The organism is Streptomyces sp. MGP-P1 (assembly GCF_057766565.1).
This window is the reverse complement of record NZ_JBYMEM010000005.1, coordinates 1264062-1289682: the sequence shown is the minus strand read 5'-3', so window position 1 is coordinate 1289682 and position 25621 is coordinate 1264062. Positions and strand designations below refer to the sequence as shown.

Here is a 25621-nt window from a genome sequence, read left to right as displayed (position 1 = left end):
CCGTGATTCGCAATTTCGACCGCCTCAATGCGGTCCAGCCACGGCAAGGGAGAGTACGCGCCACACGGCGCTCTTCTGTGTCGGCGCCGGGCAATGGGATCAAACGATCTATAACCATACGCACTCTCACCCACATTGCGCAAACCAGCCCCCGAAAACCCCCGGCTAGACCGGTCCCACCTGCGGCGATGCCTCCGGGGTCCGCAGCGGCCGGGCTGCCTCCGGTCCACTCATCGCATGGGCCCGCAGCTGCGCGGCGGGCGAGGCCGAGGGCGCCGGCTCCGTTGGATCGGTGGGCTCCGGCTCGGGCTCCGGGTCCGGGTCCGGCGTCGGCGAGGACGGCGGCTCCGGGGTGGTCGGCGGCGGCTCCCCCGGCCCCGGTGCCGAGGGCGTCGGCGAGGGCGGGGGGCCGCCCCGGGTGGGCCCGGGCGCGGCCGGTTCGGGTCGCGGATCCTCGGGGGTGACCGACGGCACGGCAGCGGAGGCGTCCGGGCTCGGGCTGCCCCCGGGAGCGGCCCGGTCCGAGTGGGGATGGGCGCCCCCGACCCGCCCTCCGGTCCGTCCGGAGCCGGGAACCGTGTCCCCGGCCGGATCGGGGGTGGAGCCCTTCGGGCCGGCGGACCGTGAGGGCCCGGGCGCCCCGGCACCGTCCTCGCCGACGCTCATACAGCCGGTGGACGCGGCGATCGTCAGCGCGGTGACGGCTGCCCAGCGGACGGGGGCGGACAACTGGCGCACGAGTGGCACCTCCGGGGCGAGGGGGGCGAAGAGCGGGGCGCAGGGCGGTAGCGGAGAGCCCGACGCCGGGGCGGAGCGGGAACAGGAGCGAGCGGTACGGCGTCGCACCGTGCCCAACTCCCCCGACCCCGCCGGAGACACGCCCGAAACGCCACCCGCCCGCGCGACGACCGGCGAAGCGGCCCCGGAGCACCGCGCCCGGCACCCGCCGGACGAGCCCGGGCGACGACCGCCCAACGGCCCCGGACACGACGCCCGGCACCGCGCCCGGCCCCCGCGCTACCGCCCGAACCCACCCATCAGCTCCGCCCCCAGGAACACCGCGCCCAGGCCCGCCAGCAGCGATGCCAGGACATGGGCCGCGGCCAGGAAGGCCCGGCCCGTCTCGGCCAGGCGGAGGGTCTCGTACGAGAACGTCGAGTACGTCGTCAGCGCCCCGCACAGACCCGTCGCCAGCAGGGCGTGCGCCGGGGAGGAGACCGCGGCGCCGGTCAGCAGCCCGAGCAGCAGACTGCCCGCCGTGTTCACGGTGAAGGTGCCCCACGGGAAGACGTACGGGACGCCCGGCCCCTGGTGCGCCTGCACCGCGCGGTCCGTCAGATAGCGCAGCGGCGCGCCCACCGCCCCGCCGACCGCCACCAGCAGCCAGTTCACGCGGCCCGCCCCTCGCGCCGGAAGCCGCGGGAACCCCGGGAACCCTGGGAACCCCGAGAGCCCCGGAAGCCAGTGGAGCCCCGCAGAGCCCGAGGGCCCCGCAGAGCCCGAGGGCCCCACAGACCCCGAGGGCCCCGCAGACCCCGAGGGCCCCGCAGACCCCGAGGCCCTCGGGGTCCCCGGGGACCCCAAGGACCCCGGTCCAGCCAGGTCCTCGTCCCCGCGGCCGCCGCCCACACCGCCCCGAGCGCGGCCACCGCCGTCGCCGCCGCGTACGCCAGGGCGGTCAGGGCCTCCTGACGCACGAGGAGGTCCGAGACGCCGGCCGCGTACGTCGAGAAGGTCGTGAAGCCGCCGAGCACGCCGACGCCGAGGAAGGGCCGCACCAGGGGGTGGGTCACCCGGCCCCGCTCGACGGTCAGCACCATCAGGACGCCGATCAGGGCGCAGCCGCTCACGTTGACGGCGAACACCGTCCACGGGAAGCCGCCCGCGCCGGGCCACAGCACCAGGGCCCCGTAGCGGGCGAGCGCGCCGAGCGCGCCGCCGGCCGCGACCGCCGCCGGCGCGCGGCCGTGCGGGGCGGCGGGCGGGCCGGGCTCGGGCAGCTCCCGCGGGGCCCGCTCGCTCACCCGTAGCCCAGGGCGTGCAGCCGCTCGTCGTCGATGCCGAAGTGGTGGGCGATCTCGTGGACCACGGTGATCTCGGTCTCCGCGACGACGTCCTCCCGCGACTCGCACATCCGCAGCGTCGGCCCCCGGTAGATGGTGATCCGGTCCGGCAGCACCCCGGCGTACCACTCGCCCCGGTCGGTGAGGGGGGTGCCCTCGTAGAGCCCGAGCAGATCGGGGTCGCCGGGCTCCGGTTCGTCCTCGACGAACACCGCCACGTTGTCCATCAGCCGTGTCAGCTCCGGCGGGATCCGGTCCAGAGCCTGGCTCACCAGCTCCTCGAACTGTTCGCGCGTCATCTCCAGCACCCGGCCATTGTCCCGTACGGGGGCGGGGTGCGGGCAGACGGCGGCCGAACCGGACTCATGACCGGGCGGGCCGCCCGGCATGGCGGAGGCCGTACCGGGGCATACGGGCCCAATGGTCCGCGTCCCGTTCCGTGCCGCAGCCGACCGCGTCCGGCACCGCCTCAGCCAGCTCGCCGGCCCGAAGTCCCGGGGCCGCGACACCGCCGACCCCCGGCCCCGTACCCCCGCCGGCACCGGCGCGGCGGCCTCCGGCGACCTGACGGGCCCCGCCCGCCACCCGTACCTCCGCGCCCTCGGCATGTTCGCCGTCGTCGTGCTGGGGGCGTGGCTGGGACTGCTCGCCGTGGGCTCCATCCGTACTCCGGTCGGCCCCATGGACACCAACATGACGCTGCGTCCCTCCCTGACCGGCGGCAGCAAGATCAACGTGTCCCCCCTCGGCGCCCTGGAGCTGGACTCGCACAGCGCGCCGCTCCGGCTCGACGTGGACGTGGACCGCCTCGACCCCGAACGCTCCCAGGCCTTCGTCGACCAGCCGGAACGGTTCGCCGGCCTCCAGGACGAGGTCACCCGGGACGTCGCCGCTGGCACCCGGGAGCTGGCCGTACGCTCCTGTGTCGCCGTCGTCTCCGGCGCGACCGCGCTCGGTCTCGTCGTCTACCGCCGCCCCCGCCGCGCCCTGGCCGCCGGCGGGCTCGCCCTCACCCTGCTGGCGGCGTCCGGTGTCAGCGCGTACGCCACCTGGAACCCGAAGTCCGTCCTGGAGCCGAAGTTCTCCGGGCTGCTCTCCAGCGCCCCGTCCCTGGTCGGCGACGCCCGCTCCATCGTCACCGAGTTCGACATCTACCAGCAGGAACTGGCCCGCCTGGTCACCAACGTCACCAAGCTGTACGACGCGACCTCCACGCTCCCCGTCTACCAGCCCGACCCGGGCACGATCCGGGTCCTGCACGTCTCCGACATCCACCTCAACCCGGCGGCCTGGCACATCATCGCCTCGCTCGTGGAGCAGTACGAGATCGACGTCATCGTCGACTCGGGCGACACGATGGACCACGGCTCCGCCCCCGAGAACGGCTTCCTCGACCCGATCCGCGACCTCGGCGCGCCCTACGTCTGGGTGCGCGGCAACCACGACTCGCCCATCACCCAGGCCTATCTGGAGAAGTTCAAGAACGTGAGCGTCCTGGACGACGGCGACGCGGTGAACGTCGGCGGCCTGCGGATCGCCGGCACCGGCGACGCCTCCTTCACCCCGGACCGGACCGCCCCGGTCGGCGGCAAGGAGGCCGCGCAGCTCGAAGGGGCGCGGCTGGCCTCCGCGCTGCGCGACCAGGAACGCGCGGGCACCCCGGTCGACATCGCCGTCGCCCACGACCCGAACACCGCCCGGGAGACCGACGGCACGGTCCCGCTGGTGCTGTCGGGCCACCTCCACCGTCGGATCAACGAGCAGCTGAAGTTCGGAACGCGGCTGAAGGTGGAGGGCTCCACGGGCGGCGGCGGGCTGCGCGCCGTGCAGAACGACAAGCCGGAGAAAGTGCACGCCTCGGTGCTCTACATGGACCGCTCGACCCGCCGGCTCCAGGCCTGGGACGAGATCACGCTGGGCGGTCTCGGACTGACGACCGCCGAGGTCAGCCGCCATCTTCCGGAGGAGAACCTGAAGAAGGACGCCCCCCTCTCCCCCACCCCGTCGCCGCCCTCCTCGCCCTCCGCCACCCGCTCCCCGGCGCGCCCCGCCCCCTCGCCGTAAACCGTTTTGGCGATAGCTCCACCCATCCCATATGCTTCTCACGTCCCCGACGCGCTGCGAAGCGAACAGGCGGGCCAATAGCCCTCATCGTCTAGTGGCCCAGGACGCCGCCCTTTCAAGGCGGTAGCACGGGTTCGAATCCCGTTGGGGGCACGTTTCACCGTGTGCGAGACTTGTCTCGCACATTGCTTGGTCCTGTGGAGCAGTTTGGAGTGCTCGCCACCCTGTCAAGGTGGAGGCCGCGGGTTCAAATCCCGTCAGGACCGCTGCAGCCCCAGCGGCTGCGTGGCTGGGTAGCTCAGTTGGTACGAGCGATCGCCTGAAAAGCGATAGGTCGCCGGTTCGATCCCGGCCCCAGCCACCACAGAAGCGCCTCGGACGGAAGTCTCGTCCGAGGCGCTTCTCATGTGCTGGGGAGAGTCGGGACGTCGCCGACGACGAGACCCCGGTCCAGGCCCTGTCGGCCTGGCGGCGCGCAGGCGGCGGAGCTGACACCCCTGCCCAGCCGCTTCATTCCGCCTCTCGTTCGAGGAGAGCGTGGAATGCGCGCGGGGGCCGCCCCGTGAGGCGCTGGACGGTGTCGGTGACGCGGTCCTCGGCCCCTTCGGCGATGGCACGGTCCATGCCCGCCAGCAGCGCGGCGAACTCCGGCGGCACGTGCGCCGCGAGGCGGTCGCGCATCTGCTCGTAGGACAGGCGGCGGTGGTCCACGGGCCGGCCGGTGACCCGGGTGATGGCGGCGGCGATGTCGTCGTGGCTGAGCGCCTCCGGCCCGGTGAGGACGAGATCGGTGTTGGGGGCGTGCTCGTCGGTCAGGGCATGGACGGCGACGGCCGCGATGTCCTCGACGTCGACGAAGCCGACCCGGCCGCTCCCGGCCGCGGTCCAGATGGCGCCTTCTTCGCGGATGCTCACGGCGTGCGCGTGCGTGCCGGTGAAGTTCTGCATGAACCACGAGGGCCTCAGCACCGCCCACTGTTCGAACAGACCGGGCAGGGCCCGGTGCACGGTTCCCACCGCCGGACCGCCCTCGGGGATGGCCGAGGAGCCGAGGAGCACCGCACGCCGCACGCCGGCGGCGCGGGCCCGCCGGAGGAAGGGCACCATGACCGCCGCCGGGTCGGCGTCGCCCACGGGCGGTATCAGGTAGACGCGGTCGGTTCCGTCGAGGGCGGCGGCATGGGTGGCGGGTTCGTACCAGTCGAAGGCGACGGACTCCGCGCCGGGGACGTCGGCGGCGCGACGGCCGGCAGCTCTGACGCGGTGTCCGGAGGCCGACAGTCTCGCCGTGACGCGGCTGCCGGTGGTGCCGGTGGCACCGATGACCAACGTGGTGCCGGTGTCCGAGGTGGTGCCGGTGTCCGAGGTCATGCTGATGGCTGTCATCGGCTGCTCCTGATGGAATCGGCGCCGGGTTCGAGGACGGCGAGGGGGGACGACGAGCTGTGGCGGTAGCGATCCGCCGGAGAGGTCGGGGCGGGCCACGATGCGGACGTGGGTATCCTCCGTCCCAAGAGAATGTGGACCGCAGGTCCGCTTTGACGATACGGACCCACGGTCCGCTTTGCAACGGGAGGTGCGGCATGCCCGAGCGCAAACCCCGCAAGGACGCCGCCCGCAACCGACACGCCGTCCTGGCGGCCGCCGACGCTCTCTTCGCCCGCTGCGAGAGCCCGGAAGGCGTCACCCTGGCCGCCATCGCAGCGGCGGCCGGCGTCGGCAAGGGCACGCTCTTCCGGGCCTTCGGCGACCGCCCCGGACTGCTGCGCGCGCTGTACGCAGCACGGCTGGAACCAGTCAGGGAGGCCGTCGAAGCCGGACCGCCGCCCTTGGGCCCCGCGACTCCGCCGCAGCAGCGCGTACCCGCCCTGCTCGACACCCTCCTGTGCTTCAAACTCGACAACCGCCCCCTCATGCTGGCCCTGGAGGAAGGCGGGAGCAGCAGCAGCCCGTACCAGGCCGATCATTACGAACGCTGGCACGGCCTGCTGGCCGCCATGCTGGGGCAGATCCCCGGCCTGACCGACGACGATTTCACCGCTCACGCCCTGCTCGCAGCCGTCCGAGCCGACCTTGTCGAGCATCTGGCCGGACGTGAGTGCGGGTCACGCGAGAGGATGCGGGCGCAGTTGGCCAACTTCACTGCCAGAGTCCTGGGCTCCTCGCCTTCCTGAAGTTCCCCGACGGGGGGCGGTGGGCGGGGCCTTCGCCGTGTCACACCTTCTCGGTCCTCTCGGTCTCCTCCGTCGTCTCCGTCGTCTCCGTCGGTACGTCCGCACCGCGCCGGCGCAGGGTCCGGGCGCCCAGGACCAGCAGCACCACCAGCACCACTGCGCCCAGCAGCACCCCGTCCGGCACCTGTTCGCCCAGGTTCCGCGCCCACTGCTCGACCTCGAACGACGCGTCGACCCCCAGCAGACCTGGCAGCGCGGTCGTCCCGTCGTACACGAGGAACAGCACGCCGAGTCCGATGAAGAACAGCCCCGACAGCAACGACGTGGTTTGCAGCTCGAACCGGCCGAGCCGGACGGCACGGCCGCGCAGCCAGGCCCGGCGGCCGAGGTCGAAGCGCTCCCAGAGCAGGGCGAGCAGGAAGAGCGGTACGGCCATCCCGAGCGCGTAGACCGCCAGCAGCAGCCCGCCGTAGACCGGGCTGCCGCTGACCGCCGCGACGGTCAGGACGCTGCCGAGGATCGGGCCCGCGCAGAATCCGGCCAGGCCGTAGACCGCGCCCAGGGCGTAGACGGAGAACGCCGTGGTGGGGCGGATCCGGCCGCTGAGGGCCGCGATCCGCCGGGACGCGAAGCCGAGCCCGACGATCTGCGCGACGCCGAGCACGATGATCAGCCAGCCCGCGCCCGTGACGAGCGCGTCCCGGTGACCGTAGAACAGCCGTCCCGCGTAGCTGCCCGCCGCGCCGAGCGGGACGAGGGTCGTGGCGAGCCCGGCGTAGAAGATGCCGGTGCGGGCCAGCAGCCGGGAGGTGGAGTCGATGGAGTACGCGAAGAAGGCCGGCAGGAGCAGCGCGCTGCACGGGCTGACCAGGGCGAGCAGCCCGCCGAGGAAGGCCGCGAAGTAGCCGATGTCGGCCGTCACTTGGCGGGGTCCTCGGCGTCGTTGCCCGCGTTGCCGGTGTCCTCGCCGGTGGCCTTCGCCTGCTCGGCGGCGGCCTCGATGGCCTGCGTGAACGTCTGGTCCGGCTGGGCTCCCGCGATCGGGCGGCCGTTGATCAGGAACGACGGGGTGGAGGTCGCGCCGATGCTGTACGCCTGCTCCTGGTCCTTCTTGACCGCCGCACGGGCCGCGTCACCGTCGAGGTCCTTCATGAACCGGTCCAGGTCCTTCACCCCGGCCTCTTCGGCGAGCGCCTCGACCCGGTCCTTGCCGAAGCCCTTCTCCTTCGCCCCTTCGGCGTAGGCGGCGCCGTGGAACTCCCAGAAGCGGTTCTGCTGCCCGGCGGCCCAGGCGCCGCGCGCGGCGTTCTCGGACTCCTCGCCGAAGATCGGGAAGTTGCGCCACTCGATGCGCAGCGTGCCGTCCTTCACGTACTTCTCGATCAGCTTCGGCTCGGTGTCCCGGGCGAACTTGCCGCAGTAGCCGCACTTGAAGTCGGCGTACTCGATCAGGACGACCGGGGCGTCGGCGCGGCCGACGGCCAGTTTGTCGTCGGCGTCCCGGCGGGCGAGCTTCGCCAGCTCCGGGTAGACGCCCTCGTTCGGGTCGGCGGAGACCTCGGCGGCCGGGGCGGACGCGGTGTCCGGGGCGGTGTCGTCGGGGGCGGTGGCCCGGTAGGAGGCGAAGCCGAGGAGACCGGCGGCCACGACGGTCACGGCGCCGTAGACCAAGGGCTTGCGGGAGGAGGACTTCTGGCCCGTGGAGACGGGCTTCTTGGGCGTGGGCATGCGGCACTCCGGGCTGGTGGGTGCGGGAGGGGGAGGGAAGGGCGCGGGTCGGGCGGGCGCCCGGCCTACACCCGCAGCACGGAGAGTTCTACGGGGGTCGGGGTGTACGGCGCCGGGGCGCGGGCCCGGGTGCCGGGCGGCGGCTCGGCCGGCAGCGCGCCCGTCGCGGCGGGCAGCCCCCACGGGGCGAGGCCGGGCGCCTGGTCGTGCGCGGAGCGGACGCGGGAGGGGACGGCGGGCTCGCCGTCGTGGTCGCGGAGCTGCCCACAGCCGGGGACCGGAGTGCCCGCGTCGGCGGCCTCGGCGGCCACCGGGGCGGACGGCGTGTCCCGCACTCCGGTGGCCCCCGGTGCGGAAGCGGAGGGCACGGGAGCCGGAGGCACGGGAGCAGAGGGAGCCGAAGCAGAGGCAGCAGCAGGGGCGGAGGGAGCCGGAGGCACGGGAGCGGAAGGAACGAAGGCAGAGGCAGCGGGAACGGAGGGGGCCGGAGCCCCGAGCGCGGCTGCCGGGAGCGCCGCCGGTCCGCACAGCAGCCCCACGACGACCGCGAGCAGCGCCGTCAGGCTCCACCACTGCGTACGGGACACGGGACCGGGCCTTTCCCCCTGGAAGCGGGGCTGAGCGTTCGACTGCCCGAAATGGTACGTGCCGCGTGACGCAGCCCGCGCGAAATGAGGTCGCCACTCCGTGCGCCCGGGTGAGATCCTGGGAGCCGTATGTCTACTTCCTTCGCCGATCTCCAGTCCCAGCTCGGACAGCTCTCGCTCCGTGACGCGAACCGGCTCGGCCGGCGCCTCGAAGGAGCGCGCCGCATCCGCAAGCCCGAGGCCCGCCAGTCCGTACTGGACGAGATCGCGGCCGACGCGGACAGGGCGGCGACACGGCTCGCTGCGCGCGCGGCCCGGCTGCCGGCCCTGTCGTATCCGGAAGAGCTGCCCGTCAGCCAGAAGAAGGACGAGATCCTGGAGGCGATACGCGACCACCAGGTCGTGATCGTCGCCGGGGAGACCGGGTCCGGCAAGACCACGCAGATTCCCAAGATCTGTATGGAGCTGGGGCGCGGCGTCCGCGGCATGATCGGGCACACCCAGCCGCGGCGGATCGCCGCCCGTACGGTCGCGGAGCGGGTCGCGGACGAGCTGAAGACGCCGCTGGGCGAGACGGTCGGCTGGAAGGTCCGCTTCACCGACCAGGTGAACCCGGAGTCGACGTATCTGAAGCTGATGACGGACGGCATCCTGCTCGCCGAGATCCAGACGGACCGCGAGCTGCTGGCGTACGACACGATCATCATCGACGAGGCCCACGAGCGGTCCCTGAACATCGACTTCCTGCTCGGCTATCTGGCCCGGCTGTTGCCGAAGCGCCCCGACCTGAAGGTCGTCATCACCTCGGCGACCATCGACCCGGAGCGGTTCGCGCGCCACTTCGGCGAGGCGCCGATCGTGGAGGTCAGCGGGCGGACGTATCCGGTGGAGGTGCGGTACCGACCGCTCCTCGAAGACGAGAGCGAGGACTCCGACCGCGACCAGATCACCGCGATCTGCGACGCCGTCGACGAGCTGGGCCACGAGGCCCCGGGCGATGTCCTGGTCTTCCTCTCCGGTGAGCGCGAGATCCGGGACACGGCGGACGCGCTGAACAAGCGGAACCTCAGACACACCGAGGTGCTCCCCCTCTACGCGCGCCTCTCCCACGCCGAGCAGCACCGCGTCTTCCAGCGCCATACGGGACGCCGCATCGTCCTGGCGACCAACGTCGCCGAGACCTCGCTGACGGTCCCCGGCATCAAGTACGTGATCGACCCGGGCAACGCCCGTATCTCCCGCTACAGCCACCGCACCAAGGTCCAGCGGCTGCCGATCGAGCGGATCTCCCAGGCCAGCGCCAACCAGCGCAAGGGCCGCTGCGGCCGTACGTCGGACGGCATCTGCGTCCGGCTGTACTCGGAGGACGACTTCGTCACCCGGCCGGAGTTCACCGACCCGGAGATCCTGCGGACCAACCTGGCCTCCGTCATCCTCCAGATGACCGCCGCCGGGCTCGGCGACATCGAGAAGTTCCCCTTCATCGACCCGCCGGACCACCGCAACATCCGCGACGGCGTGCAGCTCCTCCAGGAGCTGGGGGCGCTCGAGCAGGGCGAGAAGTCCCCCCAGGAGGGGAAGAAGGGGCAGCGTCTGACGCCGCTGGGGCGGAAGCTCTCCCAGCTCCCCGTCGACCCGCGCCTGGCCCGGATGGTCATCGAGGCCGACAAGAACGGCTGCGCCCGCGAGGTCATGGTCATCGCCGCCGCGCTCTCCATCCAGGACCCGCGCGAGCGGCCCGCGGAGAAGCAGACCCAGGCCGACCAGAACCACGCCCGGTTCAAGGACGAGACCTCCGACTTCCTGGCGTATCTCAACCTCTGGGCCTACGTCCGCGAGCAGCAGAAGGAGCGCGGCTCCTCCTCGTTCCGCCGGATGTGCAAGCAGGAGTATCTGAACTTCCTGCGCATCCGCGAATGGCAGGACATCTACGCGCAGCTGCGTACGGTCGCCAAGCAGATGGGCATCACCGTCGAGGAGCCCAAGGCGGAGGGGTCCATCCCCGAGCAGGCGGTGCACACCTCGCTGCTGGCCGGGCTGCTGTCGCACATCGGGCTGAAGGACACCGAGAAGAACGAGTACCTGGGCGCGCGCAGCGCCAAGTTCGCGATCTTCCCCGGGTCGGCGCTGTTCAAGAAGCAGCCCCGGTTCGTGATGTCGGCGGAGCTGGTGGAGACCTCCCGGCTGTGGGCGCGGGTCAACGCCAAGGTCGAGCCCGAGTGGATCGAGCCGCTGGCCGGGCATCTGCTGAAGCGCACCTACAGCGAGCCGCACTGGGAGAAGGACCAGGCCGCGGTGATGGCGTTCGAACGGGTCACCCTCTACGGGGTGCCGATCGTCGCCCAGCGCAAGGTCAATTTCGGTCGTATCGACCAGGAGGCCTCGCGGGATCTGTTCATCCGCAACGCCCTGGTCGAGGGCGACTGGCGCACCCACCACCAGTTCTTCCACGACAACCGCAAACTGCTCGGCGAGGTCGAGGAGTTGGAGCACCGCGCCCGCAGGCGCGACATCCTCGTGGACGACGAGACGCTGTTCGACTTCTACGACCAGCGGATTCCCGAGCACGTCGTGTCCGGGGCGCACTTCGACTCCTGGTGGAAGAACAAGAAGCGCGAGGAGCCGGACGCGCTCGACTTCGAGCGCTCCATGCTCATCAACGAGAAGGCCGGGGCCGTCACCAAGGACGACTACCCGGACTCCTGGCGGCAGGGGAAGCTCAAGTTCAAGGTGACGTACCAGTTCGAGCCCGGCGCGGACGCGGACGGCGTGACCGTCCACGTACCGCTCCAGGTGCTCAACCAGGTCACGTCCGAGGGCTTCGACTGGCAGATTCCGGGGCTGCGCGAGGAGGTCGTCACGGAGCTGATCCGCTCACTGCCGAAGCCGATCCGCCGGCACTACGTCCCCGCGCCGAACTACGCGGACAAGTTCCTGGACCGGGCGGTCCCGCTCCAGGAGCCGCTGCCGTTCACCCTGGCGCGGGAGCTCCAGCGGATGGTCGGCGTGCCCGTCACGGCGGACGACTTCGACCTCTCCCGGGTCCCGGACCATCTGAAGATCACGTTCCGGATCGTCGACGAGCGGCGGCGGAAGGTCGCCGAGGACAAGGACCTGGAGGCGCTCAAGCTCCAGTTGCGGCCGAAGGCCCGGCAGGCGCTCTCCCAGGCCGCGGCGGCGACCGCCGGGCCCTCCGGGGAGTCGATCGAACGGTCCGGGCTCACCGACTGGACGATCGGCACGCTGAACAAGGTCTTCGAGACGCGCCGTGCCGGGCAGCCGGTCAAGGCCTATCCGGCCCTCGTCGACCAGGGCGAAACCGTGGCCGTACGCCTCTTCGACACCGAGGCCGAGCAGCAGCAGGCGATGTGGCGCGGCACCCGGCGGCTGATCATGCTGAACATCCCGGTGCACCCGGCTAAGTTCGCCTCGGATCGGCTCTCCAACCAGCAGAAGCTGGCCCTGTCCCGTAATCCGCACGGCTCGGTCCAGGCCCTCTTCGAGGACTGCGCCACCGCCGCGGCCGACCGGCTGATCGCCGCGCACGGCGGACCGGCGTGGGACGAGAAGGCGTTCCGGACGCTGTACGACAAGGTGCGCGCCGATCTGGTGGACCTGACCGTCCGCACGATCGACCAGGTGCAGCAGATCCTGGCCGCGTGGCAGGCCTGCGAGCGCCGGCTGAAGTCGACGAACAGCCTGACGCTGGTGGCCAACGTCACGGACGTACGGGAGCAGCTGGCCCGTCTCGTACCGCCCGGTTTCGTTACGGCCACCGGACTGCGCCGGCTGCCGGACCTGATGCGCTACCTCGTGGCGGCCGACCGGCGGCTCCAGCAGATGCCGACGGCGGTGCAGCGGGACACGACGCGGATGGCGAAGGTCCACGAGATGCAGGACGAGTACGCCTGGCTGCTCGAACAGTTCCCGCGGGGCCGGCCGGTGCCGCAGGAGGCACTGGACGTCCGCTGGATGATCGAGGAGCTGCGGGTCAGCTACTTCGCCCACGCGCTGGGCACCGCGTTCCCCGTCTCGGACAAGCGGATCGTCAAGGCGATCGATGCCCTCGCGCCCTGACGCGGGGGGCGAACGGGGGCCCGCAGGACGGTGACGGTGTCACCACCAGGAGTGAAGTCGACCTGGGCCTCCCACCTCCTGTACAGTCTGGTTTCGCAGCAAGCCGCAAGGCAAGCGGCGAAAACCTGGTCCTGTGGAGCAGTTTGGAGTGCTCGCCACCCTGTCAAGGTGGAGGCCGCGGGTTCAAATCCCGTCAGGACCGCAGTAGAAGAAAGCCCGGATCGTTTCGATCCGGGCTTTCTCGCGTCCTGCCCCACGTCTTGACGACTCCATCTGCCGGGAGTACCCCGGAGGAGCAGAGGCTGGCCCTGCCCCTCGGCGTTCCTCGGCGCTTCACTGCTGGGGACGGCCGGGCTCACCGGGAGGTGGCTCGTATGTCCGCGTCCACGGCACGACATGAGACCCGCGCGCTGCTGCGCGCCCATCTGGCGGCCGCTTCCGCCTATCGCCACCTCACCCGGCACTGCGCGGTCTGCCATCGCCTCCTGCGGCTCGCCATGGAGCCCGGGGGCGACGGGGAGCCGCGAGCTTCCGAGGGCCCCTCGGGCGCCCCGCAGGAAGCCGCCGGGGGCCGGGCCTCCGCCGGACGGCCCGAGGGAAACGAGGACGAGGCCGGGGCGGGGACCGAAAGACCCTCCGCGACATGACCATCGGCCGGGTGCTTCCGCGTTCGGTCAGTGGCAGTCTGGAAGTTGGCAAGCTTCGGACGGTGTGACGGTAGTCACCGAAAGAGTTTTCCCACCGGGGGATTTTACGCCTCCCCTACAACTGGTGAATTTAATATGTGCAATTGCACGGGGTGGCGGACTCGCGGGGACCGTTCCGTCCGGGGCTGTCCCGACCCTTCCGGGACGCTCACCCACACTCCCGCACAGACCCGCTCACAGACCCACGAAGACCCCCGTCGGCCCCCTGAAGCCGACCGACCGGCCGGTTCTGATCCCGGCCGCCCCCGAGGGCCGGAAGAGGCCCGGGAGCGACCGGGGAGGCCCGTCCGGGGCACAAAAAAGATCGCGCTGGACCCGGCGGAGTCCAGCGCGATCGATACGACGACACCCGTAGGACACAGGTATGACGCCCGTTGGGGCAGGCGTCCGTCGAGTGGAGCTATGGGTGGGCGGCTGGGGTTGGGGGACCTTGCAGCTGCCCGGATGGTGATGCTGTGCTGCTGTGCTGCTGCGGGGCAGGGGTGTGTCAGGCCTCGCTGCGCTGCTGCGGAATACCCGCAAGCAGTGCGCGGACCTCGGCCTCGCGGTACCGGCGATGTCCACCGAGCGTGCGGATGGACGTGAGCTTGCCAGCCTTGGCCCAACGGGTGACCGTCTTCGGGTCCACGCGGAACATCGTGGCAACCTCAGCCGGGGTCAGCAGCGGCTCGGCATCAGGGGTGCGAGCGGTCATGAGCGGCCTCCTCGGGAGAACCGAACCATCTCGGTTCTTTCCTCTAAATTCTGCACCTTGACCCGCGTTGCCCGAAATGGCGGACGCGGGCCGAGTCGGTTATAGGACGAACGGCTTGTCCTCGGCACTACAACTACACCATCCGTCCAGCCACGTCGGCCAAACCGATGGAATTGCCCTCCCAGGTGTTCATCAGCGACGGAAGCCGATGGACCATGCCATAGCGGACAGTCACGCTCCAGTGACGATCAGTCACAGAGCGATCAGGAGTCGTCAGACCCCCCATAGAGTGCAATGTCGAGCATTCTGCCCTTACTTGGACAGAAGGAGCCCTCCCCGGACTCCTTGTCCTATTTTGGCATGAGGGGTAGGGATAGGCGCAAGGGCCCCGTTAGTGCTGTCCATCACGCTTGAGGCAAAGGCCCGGTTCAGGACGTAGGTCCCGAGCCCAGCGAAGTACGCTTCCGCCCCACACATCACACGCGCCTCGCAGGACGCAGGTTCACGGCCCGTCAACTGTTCGCCGAGCCCCACTTCGTCGCCCTCCGTCGAGGCGACCCGGCCTCCTTCTCCTTCCGTGCGCTCCGGCCTCGCGGCCCGCCGGCCGGCCCCTCGGCCGTCCTGGATGAAGGATGCCCCGGTTCCATCACCTTGATGCCACTGTGGGCCTTTTCACGTCAATTGATGAACTGGAGGTCCCGGACCGCCCGCCAGCGCTCCGCGAGCCGCGCGTACGCCTCCCCCGCGCCCTCGCCGTCGCCGTCCCGCAGCGCGGCGAGCCCCTCCGCCACATCCGCCGCCGACCGGTCCCCGGCGAGCCGCTCCGCCGACAACGCGTGCACCAGGCCCCCGTAGTCCAGCTCGACCAGGGAGCGCGGATGGAACTCCTCCAGCCAGCGCCCCACGTCCACCAGCCCCTCGGTCAGCGGGCCCTCGGGAACGTGTCCGCGCAACGTCCGCAGCGCCCGCGCCAGCCGGCGCCGGGCCTCGACCATCGGGGTGCGGTAGCGCAGCACGGGCCCAGCCCCCTCGGCCTCCGCCGCCACGTACTCCCGCTCCTCGTCGAGGAAGAGGACGAACCAGCGCACCGGGACCTGCCACACCGTCGTGCGGATCCAGGGCCTCGCGTCCGGGTGGAGCCGCTGCCAGCGCTCGTGATCCGCCGCCGCCTGAGCGCGCACCACCTCGGGCAGCACGACGTCGAGCACGTTGGCCGGAAACATGCCCCCCAGTTCCTCCAGGGCCAGCCAGCCCCGCAACCTGGTCCGCCACGGGCAGACGCACACCACGCCGTCCAGCTCCGCCACGAACGCGTCGCCGCTCTCGCGCACCGGCACCCCGACCGGCGGCGTCGACGCCAAGTCGGCCAGCGAGCGACGCAGTTCGTCCTGGGCCGTGGGAAGGTCCTCGCGCCGCGCGTAGCGCGCCCAGTGGCTCCGTTCGGGCTCGGCGAACGCGGCGAGCGGCTCGTAGATCCGGAGGTAGGACGTGTAAGGGACGAGCACCGAAGACACCACCGACATGCAGCGCATCGTGTCACGGCGGTACACCCCCAGAGGGTGATCCTCCGCACCGGGGCGGATCCGCGCCACCGGAGGACTTACGCTCTTGCCCATCGGACCGGCCGTGCCGGTCGGTCCGGGGCCCTCCCCACCCCCAGGAGGGTCTCCGCCGCTTCGTACTTGGGAGTCACCACAGTGACCGATGTGACCGACGGCGTCCTGCACACCCTGTTCCACTCGGATCAGGGAGGTCACGAGCAAGTCGTGATCTGCCAGGACCGTGCCACCGGCCTCAAGGCCGTCATCGCCCTCCACTCCACCGCCCTGGGCCCGGCCCTCGGCGGCACCCGCTTCTACCCGTACGCCACCGAGGCGGACGCCGTCGCCGACGCGCTGAACCTGTCGCGCGGGATGTCGTACAAGAACGCCCTGGCCGGTCTCGACCACGGTGGCGGCAAGGCCGTCATCATCGGCGACCCGGAGAAGATCAAGAGCGAGGAACTCCTCCTCGCCTACGGCCGGTTCGTCGCCTCGCTCGGTGGCCGCTACGTGACCGCCTGCGACGTCGGCACCTACGTCGCCGACATGGACGTCGTCGCCCGGGAGTGCCGCTGGACCACCGGCCGCTCCCCCGAGAGCGGCGGCGCGGGCGACTCCTCGGTGCTCACCGCGTTCGGCGTCTTCCAGGGCATGCGGGCCTCGGCCCAGCACCTGTGGGGCGACCCGACGCTGCGCGGCCGCAAGGTCGGCGTCGCCGGGGTCGGCAAGGTGGGCCGCCACCTCGTCGAGCACCTGCTCTCCGACGGGGCCGAGGTCGTGATCACCGACGTCCGCGAGGAGTCGCTGCGCCGGATCACCGATCCGCACCCCGAGGTGACCGTGGTGGCGGACACCGACGCGCTGATCCGCACCGAGGGCCTGGACGTCTACGCGCCGTGCGCGCTCGGCGGCGCGCTGAACGACGACACCGTCCCCGTGCTCACCGCGAAGGTGGTGTGCGGCGCGGCCAACAACCAGCTGGCGCACCCGGGCGTCGAGAAGGACCTGGCCGACCGGTCGGTTCTCTACGCACCCGACTACGTGGTCAACGCCGGCGGCGTCATCCAGGTGGCCGACGAGCTGAACGGGTTCGACTTCGACCGGTGCAAGGCGAAGGCGACGAGGATCTTCGACACCACGCTGGAAATATTCGCACGTGCGAAGGCGGATGGGATTCCGCCGGCCGCGGCGGCGGACCGGCTCGCCGAACATCGGATGGCGGAGGCGCACACCCGCTGACCGGGCGGCCCTCGGCCACCCCTACGGCCCGCCGGCCCGCGAGACAAGACTCACGCCGGTCGGCGGGTCGTACCTCCACAAGAGGTTAAAATCGCAGTTGACCAGGGAGGACGGGGCTCCTCGCTGGCCCTGTGTACGGGACCGGAATGCGGGCGGCGTACCGTATGGCCACGGAAGCAGGTACCGTTAAAGCTCTACGGGCGCGGTCTCTCTGTCGAGAGTCCGTCCCGAAACATGAACGCGTGTCAAGACTCTGGGGCCGTCGAGCCCCGTCACCGAGGGGGTCGAGCCATGGGGCGCGGCCGGGCAAAGGCCAAGCAGACCAAGGTCGCCCGCCAGCTGAAGTACAGCAGCGGCGGGACTGACCTGTCGCGTCTGGCCAATGAGCTGGGCGCATCGCCTTCGAGTCAGCCACCGAACGCAGAGCCGTTCGAGGACGACGACGAGGAAGATGACCCGTACGCACAGTACGCGGATCGCTACAACCAGGACGATGACGAGGATCAGGACGATCAGTCCGGTCCGTCGTCACAGCGCCGCGGCGCTTGACCTCGCGCTGACACATCAACCCGGTCCGGGCCTGCCCCGGGCCGGGTTCTGTGTGTCCGGGGCCAGGCTTTCCCGTGGTGCCGGGATGCCGTGGTGCGCCGGGCTGCCCGGCGCACCACGGCTGACGGCGCCTAGCGGGCGTAGTCGCCGGTCAGCTCGGCGCCCGTGGTGTGCTCACCGCGGTCGGTGATCTCGCCGGCGACCCAGGAGTCGACCCCGCGGTCGGCCAGGGTCGTCAGCGCGGCGTCTACCGAGTCGGCCGGGACGATCGCGATCATGCCGACGCCCATGTTGAGCGTCTTCTCCAGCTCCAGCCGCTCGACCTGACCGGCCTTGCCGACCAGGTCGAAGACCGCGCCGGGCGTCCACGTGGAGCGGTCCACGGTGGCGTGGAGGCCGTCCGGGATGACCCGGGCCAGGTTGTTCGCCAGGCCGCCGCCGGTGACGTGGCTGAAGCCGTGCACCTCGGTCGTCCGGGTGAGGGCCAGGCAGTCCAGGGAGTAGATCCGGGTGGGCTCCAGGAGTTCCTCGCCGAGCGTGCGGCCGAACTCCTCGACCTCGCGGTCCAGGGACCAGCCGGCCCGGTCGAAGACCACGTGGCGGACGAGCGAGTACCCGTTGGAGTGAAGACCGGAGGACGCCATGGCGATCACCGCGTCACCCTTGCGGATACGGTCCGGGCCGAGCAGGCGGTCGGCCTCGACCACGCCCGTACCGGCTCCGGCGACGTCGAAGTCGTCCGGGCCGAGGAGACCCGGGTGCTCGGCCGTCTCGCCGCCGACCAGGGAGCAGCCCGCCAGGACACAGCCTTCGGCGATGCCCTTCACGATGGCCGCGACACGCTCGGGGTGCACCTTGCCGACGCAGATGTAGTCGGTCATGAACAGCGGCTCGGCGCCGCAGACGACGAGGTCGTCCACGACCATGCCGACGAGGTCGTGGCCGATGGTGTCGTACACGCCCATCTGCCGCGCCAGGTCCACCTTGGTGCCCACACCGTCGGTGGCGGAGGCGAGCAGCGGGCGCTCGTAGCGCTTCAGCGCCGAGGCGTCGAAGAGGCCGGCGAAGCCGCCGAGCCCGCCGAGGCCCGCGACCTCCGGGCGCTGCGTCTTCTTCACCCACTCCTTCATCAGCTCGACGGCACGGTCACCGGCTTCGATGTCGACGCCGGCCGCCGCGTAGGAAGCACCTGTTGTCTCAGACATGGCCTGGGATCTTTCGTGTGGAGATACGGGGCTGGTGGGGGATGCGGCGGCGCGTCCGGGTCACGGACGGCGCAGCGCGTCGGCCGCGGCGGTCGCCGCCGGGCCCGCCGCCAGCTCGGTCTCCAGCAGCTGCTTGCCGAGCAGCTCCGGGTCCGGGAGGTCCATCGGGTACTCACCGTCGAAGCAGGCACGGCAGAGGTTCTGCTTGGGAATCGTCGTCGCCTCGATCATCGCGTCGATCGAGATGTACGAGAGGGAGTCGGCGCCCATGGAGGTGCAGATCTCGTCGACGGTCATGCCGTTGGCGATCAGCTCGGCGCGGGTCGCGAAGTCGATCCCGAAGAAGCAGGGCCACTTCACCGGCGGCGAGGAGATCCGGATGTGGATCTCGGCGGCGCCCGCCTCGCGGAGCATCCGGACCAGGGCGCGCTGGGTGTTGCCGCGGACGATCGAGTCGTCGACGACCACCAGGCGCTTCCCCTTGATGACTTCCTTGAGCGGGTTGAGCTTGAGCCGGATGCCCAGCTGCCGGATGGTCTGGGACGGCTGGATGAAGGTCCGGCCGACGTAGGCGTTCTTGACCAGGCCGACGCCGAACGGGATTCCGCTGGCTTCGGCGTAACCGACGGCCGCGGGGGTGCCGGATTCCGGGGTCGCTATGACGAGATCCGCCTCGGCGGGGGCCTCGGCGGCCAGCCTGCGGCCCATCTCCACTCGGGAGAGGTAGACGTTGCGCCCGGCGATGTCGGTGTCGGGGCGGGCCAGGTAGACGTACTCGAAGACACAGCCCTTGGGCTTCGCTTCTGCGAAGCGCGAGGTGCGCAGGCCGTTCTCGTCGATGGCGACGAGCTCGCCCGGCTCGATCTCGCGTACGTAGCTGGCGCCGCAGATGTCGAGCGCGGCGGACTCGGAGGCGACGACCCAGCCGCGCTCCAGCCGGCCGAGCACCAGCGGGCGGATGCCCTGCGGGTCGCGGGCGGCGTAGAGCGTGTGCTCGTCCATGAAGACGAGGGAGAACGCGCCCTTGACGTCGGGGAGCACCTTGGCGGCGGCTTCCTCGATGGTGAGCGGCTTGTCGTTCTCGTCGCGCTGCCCGGCGAGCAGCGCGGTCACCAGGTCGGTGTCGTTGGTCGCGGCGACCTGGGTGGCGCGGCCGTCCTTGCGCGGGAGGTCGGCGACCATCTCCGCGAGCTGGGCGGTGTTGACCAGGTTCCCGTTGTGGCCGAGGGCGATCGAGCCGTGCGCGGTGGCACGGAACGTCGGCTGCGCGTTCTCCCACACCGAGGCGCCGGTGGTGGAGTAGCGGGCATGACCGACCGCGATATGGCCCTGGAGGGAACCCAGAGACGTTTCGTCGAAGACCTGCGAGACCAGTCCCATGTCCTTGAAGACCAGGATCTGGGACCCGTTGCTCACTGCGATGCCCGCGGATTCCTGTCCGCGGTGCTGCAGGGCATACAGTCCGAAATAGGTGAGCTTGGCGACCTCTTCACCCGGAGCCCAGACACCGAAGACGCCACAAGCGTCCTGGGGGCCTTTCTCTCCGGGGAGCAGGTCGTGGTTGAGTCGTCCATCACCACGGGGCACGGCACCGAGTGTAGGCGAGATCGACCACTGGTCCGAATTGGGGACCTGTCGGCAAACCGACGGCGGCGCATGGGCAACGGGCCCGCCCGCCCCCCGGAGCGGGCGATTCGCGGGACTTCGACCGGTGACGTTGTGTGACCGTCGCGCGGGCGGGGTGGGTCCCGCGAGGCGAGTGCGGGGCTCACTTCCGGGCCGGGAGCCCGGTTACCGACAGGTAGGGGCCGACTGGGGCGGACATGCGGGCGTGGCGCTCGGTGAACCTGCCCGATCGCCGCCCCGACCGCTGGCCGAACGCTCGTTTCGTGGTGAGCCTCACACCCGGGGCGCCGGCCGGGGAGGAGCGAGCCACTCCTCCGGCGACGACGAACCGCGGGGACCAGGGCCCGTGCGGCACGGTGAGCGGCGAGGACGGGGACCGGGCAGGGACGGGCGAGGGCGGGGACCTGACGGGTGAGGGCGGGGATGGCTGGGGCGGGCGAGGGCGGTGACGGGCGAGGGCGGGGATTGCTGGGACGGCCGTCCCGTAGTGCGAGACCACCGTTGACAGGCCGTTGCCCCGTTGGCAGGCTCCCTCCCCATGCAGCCCCTCGGTGATCTCTCGATCACGCTCGTGGAGCGCCGGCACGTCGATCTGGGACGTGTAGCGAGCGCCATCTGTCGCCACGCCTGAGGCAGCCGCACCTCCAGAACTCCGCAGGGCCTCCGCCCCGGGCTTCGGCATGCGTGCACGCGTTCATCTCCCTCCCTCTTTCGCTCCCCGCGGGCGGGTGAGCCCGTCCGCGGGCCCCCGCCCGCCGGGAAGTCGCGCCCACCGCCTCGCGCCCCGCCCTTCGGCCCGCGCCCGAGGCCCTCCCAGGAGTACCCATGACTTCTCGCGATGCACACGCACGTTCGGACAGGCGATCCGGTACGCCGCTGAGCCGGCGCGCCTTCACGACCGCGGTCGGCGCGACCGCCGTCACCGCGGCCGGAATACCGTCGGCCGTTCCGGCGGCCGCAGCCGGAACGGCCGACGGCGACGCGACCCGGGAGCGCCCGTTCCGGGCCGCCCGCGGCAAGCACGCGCGCCGTCCCAACATCCTCTTCATCCTCGGCGACGACCTCGGCTGGGCGGACCTCTCCTCGTACGGGTCTCCGCACATCCGCACGCCCCACCTGGACCGGCTGGGGCGCCAGGGCGTGCGCTTCACCGACGCGTACTCGGGGTCGGCGACCTGCTCCCCCACCCGGTTCAGCCTCTACACGGGGCGCTATCCGGGACGTACGAAGGGCGGACTCGCCGAGCCCATCGCCGACCGGTCGGTGGGGCTTGAGCCGACCCACCCGACTCTGGCGTCCCTGCTGCGCGGCGTCGGCTACTCGACCGCGCTCATCGGCAAGTGGCACTGCGGATACCTGCCGGACTACAGCCCGACCAGGTCGGGCTACGACGAGTTTTTCGGCAACTTCGGCGGAGCCCTGGAGTACTACTCCAAACTCGGCCTGGCGGGCGAGTACGACCTGTACGAGGGCGACGCCGAGTACAAGGACCTGCGGTACTACACCCGGATCCTCACGGAGCGCGCGAGCGAGTACGTACAGCGTGACCACGACGACAGACCGTGGCTGCTCAACCTGAACTTCACCACCCCGCACTGGCCCTGGATCGCCGACGGCGACACGGAGGCGAGCGCCGAGATCGTCCGCCGGATCAAGGCCGGCGACCGGTCCGCCCTCCGGCACGGCGACGGCGGTTCGATCGAGAAGTACACGGAGATGGTCGAGGACCTGGACCGCTCGGTCGGCGAGGTCCTGAAAGCGCTGAAGAGGTCGGGGCAGGAGAAGGACACCCTGGTCTTCTTCGCCAGCGACAACGGCGGCGAGCGGTTCTCCTACAACTGGCCGCTCGCCGGCAGCAAGAGCTCGCTCCAGGAAGGCGGCATCCGCGTCCCCTCGGTGCTGCGCTGGCCCGCGCGCATCGAAGGCGGGCAGGTGAGCGACCTCCCGGTGTTCTCCCCCGACTGGACGGCCACCCTGCTGGAGCTGGGCGGGGCACGACCGGACCCCGCCCACCCGCTGGACGGCATCAGCCTCGCGGGATATCTGCTGCGGGGCGAGACACCGAAGGAACGCGACCTGTTCTGGCGGGTGCGCGGCGAGCGGGCGCTGCGGCGCGGCGACTGGAAGTACTACCGGGGAAGGAACGGGACCGACCAGCTGTTCAACCTGGCCGACGACCAGCGCGAGCAGGCCGACCGCTCGAAGGCCGACCCGGCGCGGCTGGCCGAGCTGCGGGCGTCGTGGGAGAGGACGGACTCCGGCCTGCTGCCCTATCCGACGGGTTCCTGACCCGGCCGGTGGTCCCGGGCGGTGGTCCCGGGCGGTCGAGCCCGGGCCGGTGGTACAGGCCGGTGGTCCCGGGTGGTGGTCCCAGGCGGTCGAGCCCGGGCCGGCCGGCCCCGGCGGGCAGGTCGGCCCCGGTGGCCGGGGCGGGGCCGGTGGTCGGGGCGGGGCCGGTGGTCGGGGCGGGGCCGGTGGTCGGGGCGGGGCCGGTGGTCGGGTCGGCCCCGCCAGGCGGGGCGGGGCCGGCAGTCGGCCCCGGCGGTCAGCCCCGGCGGTCGGGGCGGGCGTCCCGCCGGGGCGGGGCGGGGCCGGCGCGTCCGCCTGCTCGGCGTGGGCCGCGGGGTCCGGGCGCGTCAGTTTTCCGGGCTCAGCCGTGCTGGGAGGCGCTTTCGGACCCCGGGCGTGCGGCCGTGGCGCCGATGCCCTTGCCGTCGGCGGCGGTGAGCGTGAGGTTCTTGCCCTTGATCGTGTACGTGACCTTGCCGTCCAGGGCGGCAAGCACGGCGCGCTCCGTCTCCATCTCGGCCTCCGGGCACATCTTGCGGGTGCCGGCCACCGGTCCGAACGTGACCGTGGAGCCCTTGACCGTCGCCCGGCCGCTGAAGGAGTTGCAGCCGGAGCTGCCCCGTACGGTGCCGTCGTCGGCGAAGGTCAGATCGGGCGCCCGTTCCTTCGGCAGGTCCGCCGGGACGGTCGTGGCGGTCTCGCCGCTGAGCAGCGTGGTCACGGCCCACCGGGTGCCGACCAGGTCGGCCGCCTTCTCCTCGCTGAGCTCCATGGTGTGGCCGCCTTCCTTGGTGAGGGTCAGCTTCTCGCCCGAGAGCTTCGCGGTGAGCTCGCCGCCCATCGCGTCGATGGCCGCCTTCTCGAACCTCTCGATGTCCTCGTCGCACGCCATCTGCGTGGTCACGGGCTTGCCCAGGGTGATCCGGTCGCCCTCCACCCGGGCGTCCACGCCGATGTGGTTGCAGCCGAAGTCGGCCGTGGCCCGGCCCTTCGGGTCGATCTCCAGCCGGGCCCCCTCCGGGGCCTCGGTCTTCTTCCCGCCGACGGTCACGGAGTCGACGCGCCACGCGACCCCGGTGACGGGGACGTCGCTCCGCACGCTGTCGCCGCCCTCGCCCGATCCCTTGGCGGAGCCGGAACCCGACTCCGTACCGCAGGCGGCGAGGGTGAGGAGGGCCAGGACACTGACGCTGAGGGTCATCCGTTGTGTGCGCATGGCGATGTGACGGAACGGGGGGCCGATCCGGTTCCGTCCACTCCGCTTCCCCGGTGGCCGCCTCAGCCCAACAGCGGCAGCAGCGCGGCCAGGTCGGCGCGCTCCCCACTGGCGCTGACCTCGGCGTCCTCCAGGGCCCGCGCCCACTCCGTACGCCCGGTGGCGAGCCGGATCCAGGACAGCGGGCCGGTCTCCACGACGTTGGGCGGGGTGCCCCGGGTGTGCTTGGGCCCGCCGATGCACTGGACCACCGCGAACGGCGGGACCCGCACCTCCACCGAGCCGCCGGGCGCCCGGTCCGCGAGGGTGTCGGCCAGCAGCCGGGTGCAGGCGGCCAGGGCCTGGCGGTCGTAGGGGATCTCCGAGCCGAGCGCCTCGTTCAGGTCGTCCGTGTGGACGGTCAGCTCGACGGTCCGGGAGACCAGGTAGTCGGTCAGCCGCATGGAGCCGACCCGGACGGACAGCAGCCGCTCCCCCGTGCCGGTGATCGGGACGGCGCCGGTGAACCCCCCTTCCGCCTCCTCGAACAGCGCGGCGAGGTCGGGGCGGGCGGCGGCCACCTCCTCGACGCCCTCGGCGATTCCGGCGGCGTGCGCGGCGGTGGCCGACGGCCACTCCAGCAGGGCGACCTGGGGCTTGGGCCCGGCCGGCTCCGGCAGGGCCAGGGCCCGGGTCACGCTGCTCAGCCCTATCGCGATGTGCACGGCGAGCTCGCGCACCGTCCAGTCGCCGAGCCGGGTCGGCCGGGCGAGCTGGTCGGGCGTCAACGTGGCGACGGCGTCGCGGACATGGGCGAACTGGGCGAGGACCGCAGTCCGGGTCCTGAGGTGGTCGTAGGCGCGCGGGCGCTTCTTGGCCGGGGGCATGGGGCCGAGATTAGCGGGCCCCACTGACATCGCCCGGTCAGGTCCGTGTGGCCTGTTCCTCGGGCTGCTCGGTCCGCTCCTCGGTTTTCTCCGCCTGTTCCTCGGGCCGCTCGGTCCGCTCCTCGGTCTTCTCCGCCTGGTCCTCGGTCTGATCGGCCTCCTCGACGGTGAACATCTCGCCGTTCGCGGGGACGCCGACGCCCCGCCAGGTGAACGGGACACCGTGCGCGGAGTCCGGGTCGGGGCCGTCCATCAGGTGGAAGTGGAGGTGCGGTTCGGTGGTGTTGCCGGAGTTGCCCACGCGCCCGAGCCGCTGCCCGGCGCGGACCGTGTCCCCGGCCCTCACCTGGAGCGAGTCGCGCTGGACGTGGGCGTAGACGGCGTACGTGCTGTCGCCGAGGTCGAGGATCACGTGGTTGCCGATGATCCGGCTCGCACCGAGCACGTCCCGTACGCCGCCCTCGATCAGCATCAAATAGAGCAGCGCCGGCAGCGAGTTGCGGCTCAGGTGGTCGCGCTGGCCGTCGCGCGCCCGGACGACCGTGGCGTCGGCCACCGCGAGCAGCGGGGCGCCGAACGCCGGGAAGTCACGGTTGCGGCGGACGACAGGCCAGAAGAGGCGGAACGGCGGCCGGGCCGGGGACTCGCCCTCCCCCACCTCGGGCTCCGCCACGATGTCGATCGCGTACGTCTGCCCGTACACGTGTGTCCCATGGCTCGGCACCTTGTCCGCCGGGCTGTTCAGGGCGGACCAGCGGCCGGTCACCGGCGGGGCGACCTCGACGGCGGGGCGGCTCTTCGACGTCGCCCTCGGACCGGTACGGCTCATGACGAGGCCGATGAGCACAGCCGCACCCGCGGGCACGAAGGTCAGGCCGAAGGGCGACAGCGGTTCGGAGAAGACCCCGATGAGCACGAGCGCGAGAAAGACGAGCCAACTCACTCGGTAGAGCACCATCATGACTTTGCGGACAGGCATGATCACTTCCCCCTGGT

The 25621-nt window shown here is 71.6% G+C and carries 22 protein-coding genes, 4 tRNA genes and 1 pseudogene; 12 read left to right on the top strand and 15 right to left on the bottom strand.

Annotated elements, in window-relative coordinates:
• Nucleotides 1-165 precede the first annotated feature (165 nt).
• The 4 genes and pseudogenes from AC3CH1_RS15305 to AC3CH1_RS15290 all read right to left on the bottom strand — a co-directional run bounded on the left by AC3CH1_RS15305 (nucleotide 166) and on the right by AC3CH1_RS15290 (nucleotide 2371).
• A complete protein-coding gene (locus tag AC3CH1_RS15305) occupies nucleotides 166-738 on the bottom strand; it encodes a hypothetical protein (protein WP_488463390.1) in 573 nt (190 codons plus the stop codon).
• Between the two features lie 279 nt (nucleotides 739-1017).
• Nucleotides 1018-1392, bottom strand: a complete 375-nt coding sequence (locus AC3CH1_RS15300) for a fluoride efflux transporter FluC (RefSeq protein WP_488463389.1) — start codon at nucleotides 1390-1392, stop codon at nucleotides 1018-1020.
• A gap of 194 nt (nucleotides 1393-1586) precedes the next feature.
• Nucleotides 1587-2024, bottom strand: a pseudogene (locus AC3CH1_RS15295) (fluoride efflux transporter FluC); the annotation flags it as partial.
• The gene (locus AC3CH1_RS15290; protein ID WP_488463512.1) at nucleotides 2021-2371 is read right to left on the bottom strand and encodes a metallopeptidase family protein; all 351 of its coding nucleotides are present in this window, start codon (nucleotides 2369-2371) and stop codon (nucleotides 2021-2023) included. The gene AC3CH1_RS15290 and the pseudogene AC3CH1_RS15295, both read right to left, overlap by 4 nt.
• Nucleotides 2372-2483: 112 nt before the next feature.
• Here AC3CH1_RS15290 and AC3CH1_RS15285 point away from each other — a divergent pair, with 112 nt between their 5' ends.
• The 4 genes from AC3CH1_RS15285 (at nucleotide 2484) to AC3CH1_RS15270 (ending at nucleotide 4491) form a co-directional block, all read left to right on the top strand.
• Complete coding sequence (locus tag AC3CH1_RS15285) at nucleotides 2484-4127, top strand: metallophosphoesterase family protein (protein WP_488463388.1); 1644 nt, start codon at nucleotides 2484-2486, stop codon at nucleotides 4125-4127.
• Between the two features lie 80 nt (nucleotides 4128-4207).
• Nucleotides 4208-4280 (top strand) — tRNA-Glu (locus tag AC3CH1_RS15280).
• 38 nt (nucleotides 4281-4318) lie between these two features.
• Nucleotides 4319-4393 (top strand) — tRNA-Asp (locus tag AC3CH1_RS15275).
• A 21-nt stretch (nucleotides 4394-4414) separates the two neighbouring features.
• A tRNA-Phe gene (locus AC3CH1_RS15270) sits at nucleotides 4415-4491 on the top strand.
• A 146-nt stretch (nucleotides 4492-4637) separates the two neighbouring features.
• Here AC3CH1_RS15270 and AC3CH1_RS15265 read toward each other — a convergent pair.
• Nucleotides 4638-5513: an NmrA family NAD(P)-binding protein gene (locus AC3CH1_RS15265; protein WP_488463387.1), complete on the bottom strand. Its 876-nt coding sequence runs from the start codon at nucleotides 5511-5513 to the stop codon at nucleotides 4638-4640.
• 197 nt (nucleotides 5514-5710) lie between these two features.
• Between AC3CH1_RS15265 and AC3CH1_RS15260 the strand changes: the two genes are divergently transcribed.
• On the top strand, nucleotides 5711-6301 hold the full coding sequence (locus AC3CH1_RS15260) for a TetR/AcrR family transcriptional regulator (protein ID WP_488463386.1): 591 nt from the start codon (nucleotides 5711-5713) through the stop codon (nucleotides 6299-6301).
• Nucleotides 6302-6341: 40 nt separating this feature from the next.
• On the opposite strand, the gene AC3CH1_RS15255 is transcribed toward AC3CH1_RS15260, so the two are convergent.
• The 3 genes from AC3CH1_RS15255 to AC3CH1_RS15245 all read right to left on the bottom strand — a co-directional run bounded on the left by AC3CH1_RS15255 (nucleotide 6342) and on the right by AC3CH1_RS15245 (nucleotide 8397).
• Nucleotides 6342-7223, bottom strand: coding sequence for a cytochrome c biogenesis CcdA family protein (locus AC3CH1_RS15255; RefSeq protein WP_488463385.1), 882 nt, complete (start codon nucleotides 7221-7223; stop codon nucleotides 6342-6344).
• Entirely contained in the window at nucleotides 7220-8029 is an 810-nt protein-coding gene (locus AC3CH1_RS15250; RefSeq protein WP_488463384.1) for a DsbA family protein, read from the bottom strand. Before AC3CH1_RS15250 ends, AC3CH1_RS15255 begins: the two co-directional genes overlap by 4 nt.
• A 65-nt stretch (nucleotides 8030-8094) precedes the next feature.
• Nucleotides 8095-8397, bottom strand: a complete 303-nt coding sequence (locus tag AC3CH1_RS15245; protein WP_488463383.1) for a hypothetical protein — start codon at nucleotides 8395-8397, stop codon at nucleotides 8095-8097.
• 348 nt (nucleotides 8398-8745) lie between these two features.
• Here AC3CH1_RS15245 and hrpA point away from each other — a divergent pair, with 348 nt between their 5' ends.
• The 3 genes from hrpA (at nucleotide 8746) to AC3CH1_RS15230 (ending at nucleotide 13340) form a co-directional block, all read left to right on the top strand.
• A complete protein-coding gene (hrpA, locus tag AC3CH1_RS15240) occupies nucleotides 8746-12693 on the top strand; it encodes an ATP-dependent RNA helicase HrpA (RefSeq protein ID WP_488463382.1) in 3948 nt (1315 codons plus the stop codon).
• A 127-nt stretch (nucleotides 12694-12820) separates the two neighbouring features.
• Nucleotides 12821-12895, top strand: a tRNA-Asp gene (locus AC3CH1_RS15235).
• A gap of 172 nt (nucleotides 12896-13067) precedes the next feature.
• Nucleotides 13068-13340, top strand: coding sequence for a DUF6274 family protein (locus tag AC3CH1_RS15230; protein ID WP_488463381.1), 273 nt, complete (start codon nucleotides 13068-13070; stop codon nucleotides 13338-13340).
• A 547-nt stretch (nucleotides 13341-13887) separates the two neighbouring features.
• Here the strand turns inward: AC3CH1_RS15230 and bldC are convergent.
• Nucleotides 13888-14094, bottom strand: a complete 207-nt coding sequence (gene bldC, locus AC3CH1_RS15225; RefSeq protein ID WP_003949541.1) for a developmental transcriptional regulator BldC — start codon at nucleotides 14092-14094, stop codon at nucleotides 13888-13890.
• Between the two features lie 677 nt (nucleotides 14095-14771).
• A complete protein-coding gene (locus AC3CH1_RS15220) occupies nucleotides 14772-15617 on the bottom strand; it encodes a DUF8083 family protein (RefSeq protein WP_488463380.1) in 846 nt (281 codons plus the stop codon).
• Nucleotides 15618-15791: 174 nt separating this feature from the next.
• Here AC3CH1_RS15220 and AC3CH1_RS15215 point away from each other — a divergent pair, with 174 nt between their 5' ends.
• Together AC3CH1_RS15215 and AC3CH1_RS15210 are read left to right on the top strand one after the other, a co-directional pair.
• Nucleotides 15792-16874 carry a Leu/Phe/Val dehydrogenase gene (locus AC3CH1_RS15215; RefSeq protein WP_488463379.1) on the top strand — a complete coding sequence of 361 codons (1083 nt, stop codon included), beginning with the start codon at nucleotides 15792-15794 and terminating at the stop codon, nucleotides 16872-16874.
• 291 nt (nucleotides 16875-17165) lie between these two features.
• Nucleotides 17166-17423, top strand: coding sequence for a DUF3073 domain-containing protein (locus AC3CH1_RS15210; RefSeq protein ID WP_007447468.1), 258 nt, complete (start codon nucleotides 17166-17168; stop codon nucleotides 17421-17423).
• A 131-nt stretch (nucleotides 17424-17554) separates the two neighbouring features.
• On the opposite strand, the gene purM is transcribed toward AC3CH1_RS15210, so the two are convergent.
• Nucleotides 17555-18628: a phosphoribosylformylglycinamidine cyclo-ligase gene (gene purM / locus AC3CH1_RS15205; RefSeq protein ID WP_073799725.1), complete on the bottom strand. Its 1074-nt coding sequence runs from the start codon at nucleotides 18626-18628 to the stop codon at nucleotides 17555-17557.
• Between the two features lie 60 nt (nucleotides 18629-18688).
• Nucleotides 18689-20215, bottom strand: coding sequence for an amidophosphoribosyltransferase (purF, locus tag AC3CH1_RS15200; protein WP_488463378.1), 1527 nt, complete (start codon nucleotides 20213-20215; stop codon nucleotides 18689-18691).
• A gap of 577 nt (nucleotides 20216-20792) precedes the next feature.
• Here purF and AC3CH1_RS15195 point away from each other — a divergent pair.
• Both AC3CH1_RS15195 and AC3CH1_RS15190 read left to right on the top strand, forming a co-directional pair.
• Nucleotides 20793-20885 carry a putative leader peptide gene (locus AC3CH1_RS15195; RefSeq protein WP_350797605.1) on the top strand — a complete coding sequence of 31 codons (93 nt, stop codon included), beginning with the start codon at nucleotides 20793-20795 and terminating at the stop codon, nucleotides 20883-20885.
• A gap of 194 nt (nucleotides 20886-21079) precedes the next feature.
• Nucleotides 21080-22543, top strand: coding sequence for a sulfatase family protein (locus AC3CH1_RS15190; RefSeq protein WP_488463377.1), 1464 nt, complete (start codon nucleotides 21080-21082; stop codon nucleotides 22541-22543).
• A 361-nt stretch (nucleotides 22544-22904) separates the two neighbouring features.
• Here the strand turns inward: AC3CH1_RS15190 and AC3CH1_RS15185 are convergent, their stop codons facing one another.
• The 3 genes from AC3CH1_RS15185 to AC3CH1_RS15175 all read right to left on the bottom strand — a co-directional run bounded on the left by AC3CH1_RS15185 (nucleotide 22905) and on the right by AC3CH1_RS15175 (nucleotide 25604).
• Complete coding sequence (locus AC3CH1_RS15185; RefSeq protein ID WP_488463376.1) at nucleotides 22905-23759, bottom strand: META domain-containing protein; 855 nt, start codon at nucleotides 23757-23759, stop codon at nucleotides 22905-22907.
• A gap of 62 nt (nucleotides 23760-23821) precedes the next feature.
• A complete protein-coding gene (locus tag AC3CH1_RS15180) occupies nucleotides 23822-24625 on the bottom strand; it encodes a maleylpyruvate isomerase family mycothiol-dependent enzyme (protein WP_488463375.1) in 804 nt (267 codons plus the stop codon).
• A gap of 37 nt (nucleotides 24626-24662) precedes the next feature.
• Nucleotides 24663-25604, bottom strand: a complete 942-nt coding sequence (locus tag AC3CH1_RS15175; protein ID WP_488463374.1) for a M23 family metallopeptidase — start codon at nucleotides 25602-25604, stop codon at nucleotides 24663-24665.
• Nucleotides 25605-25621 lie beyond the last annotated feature (17 nt).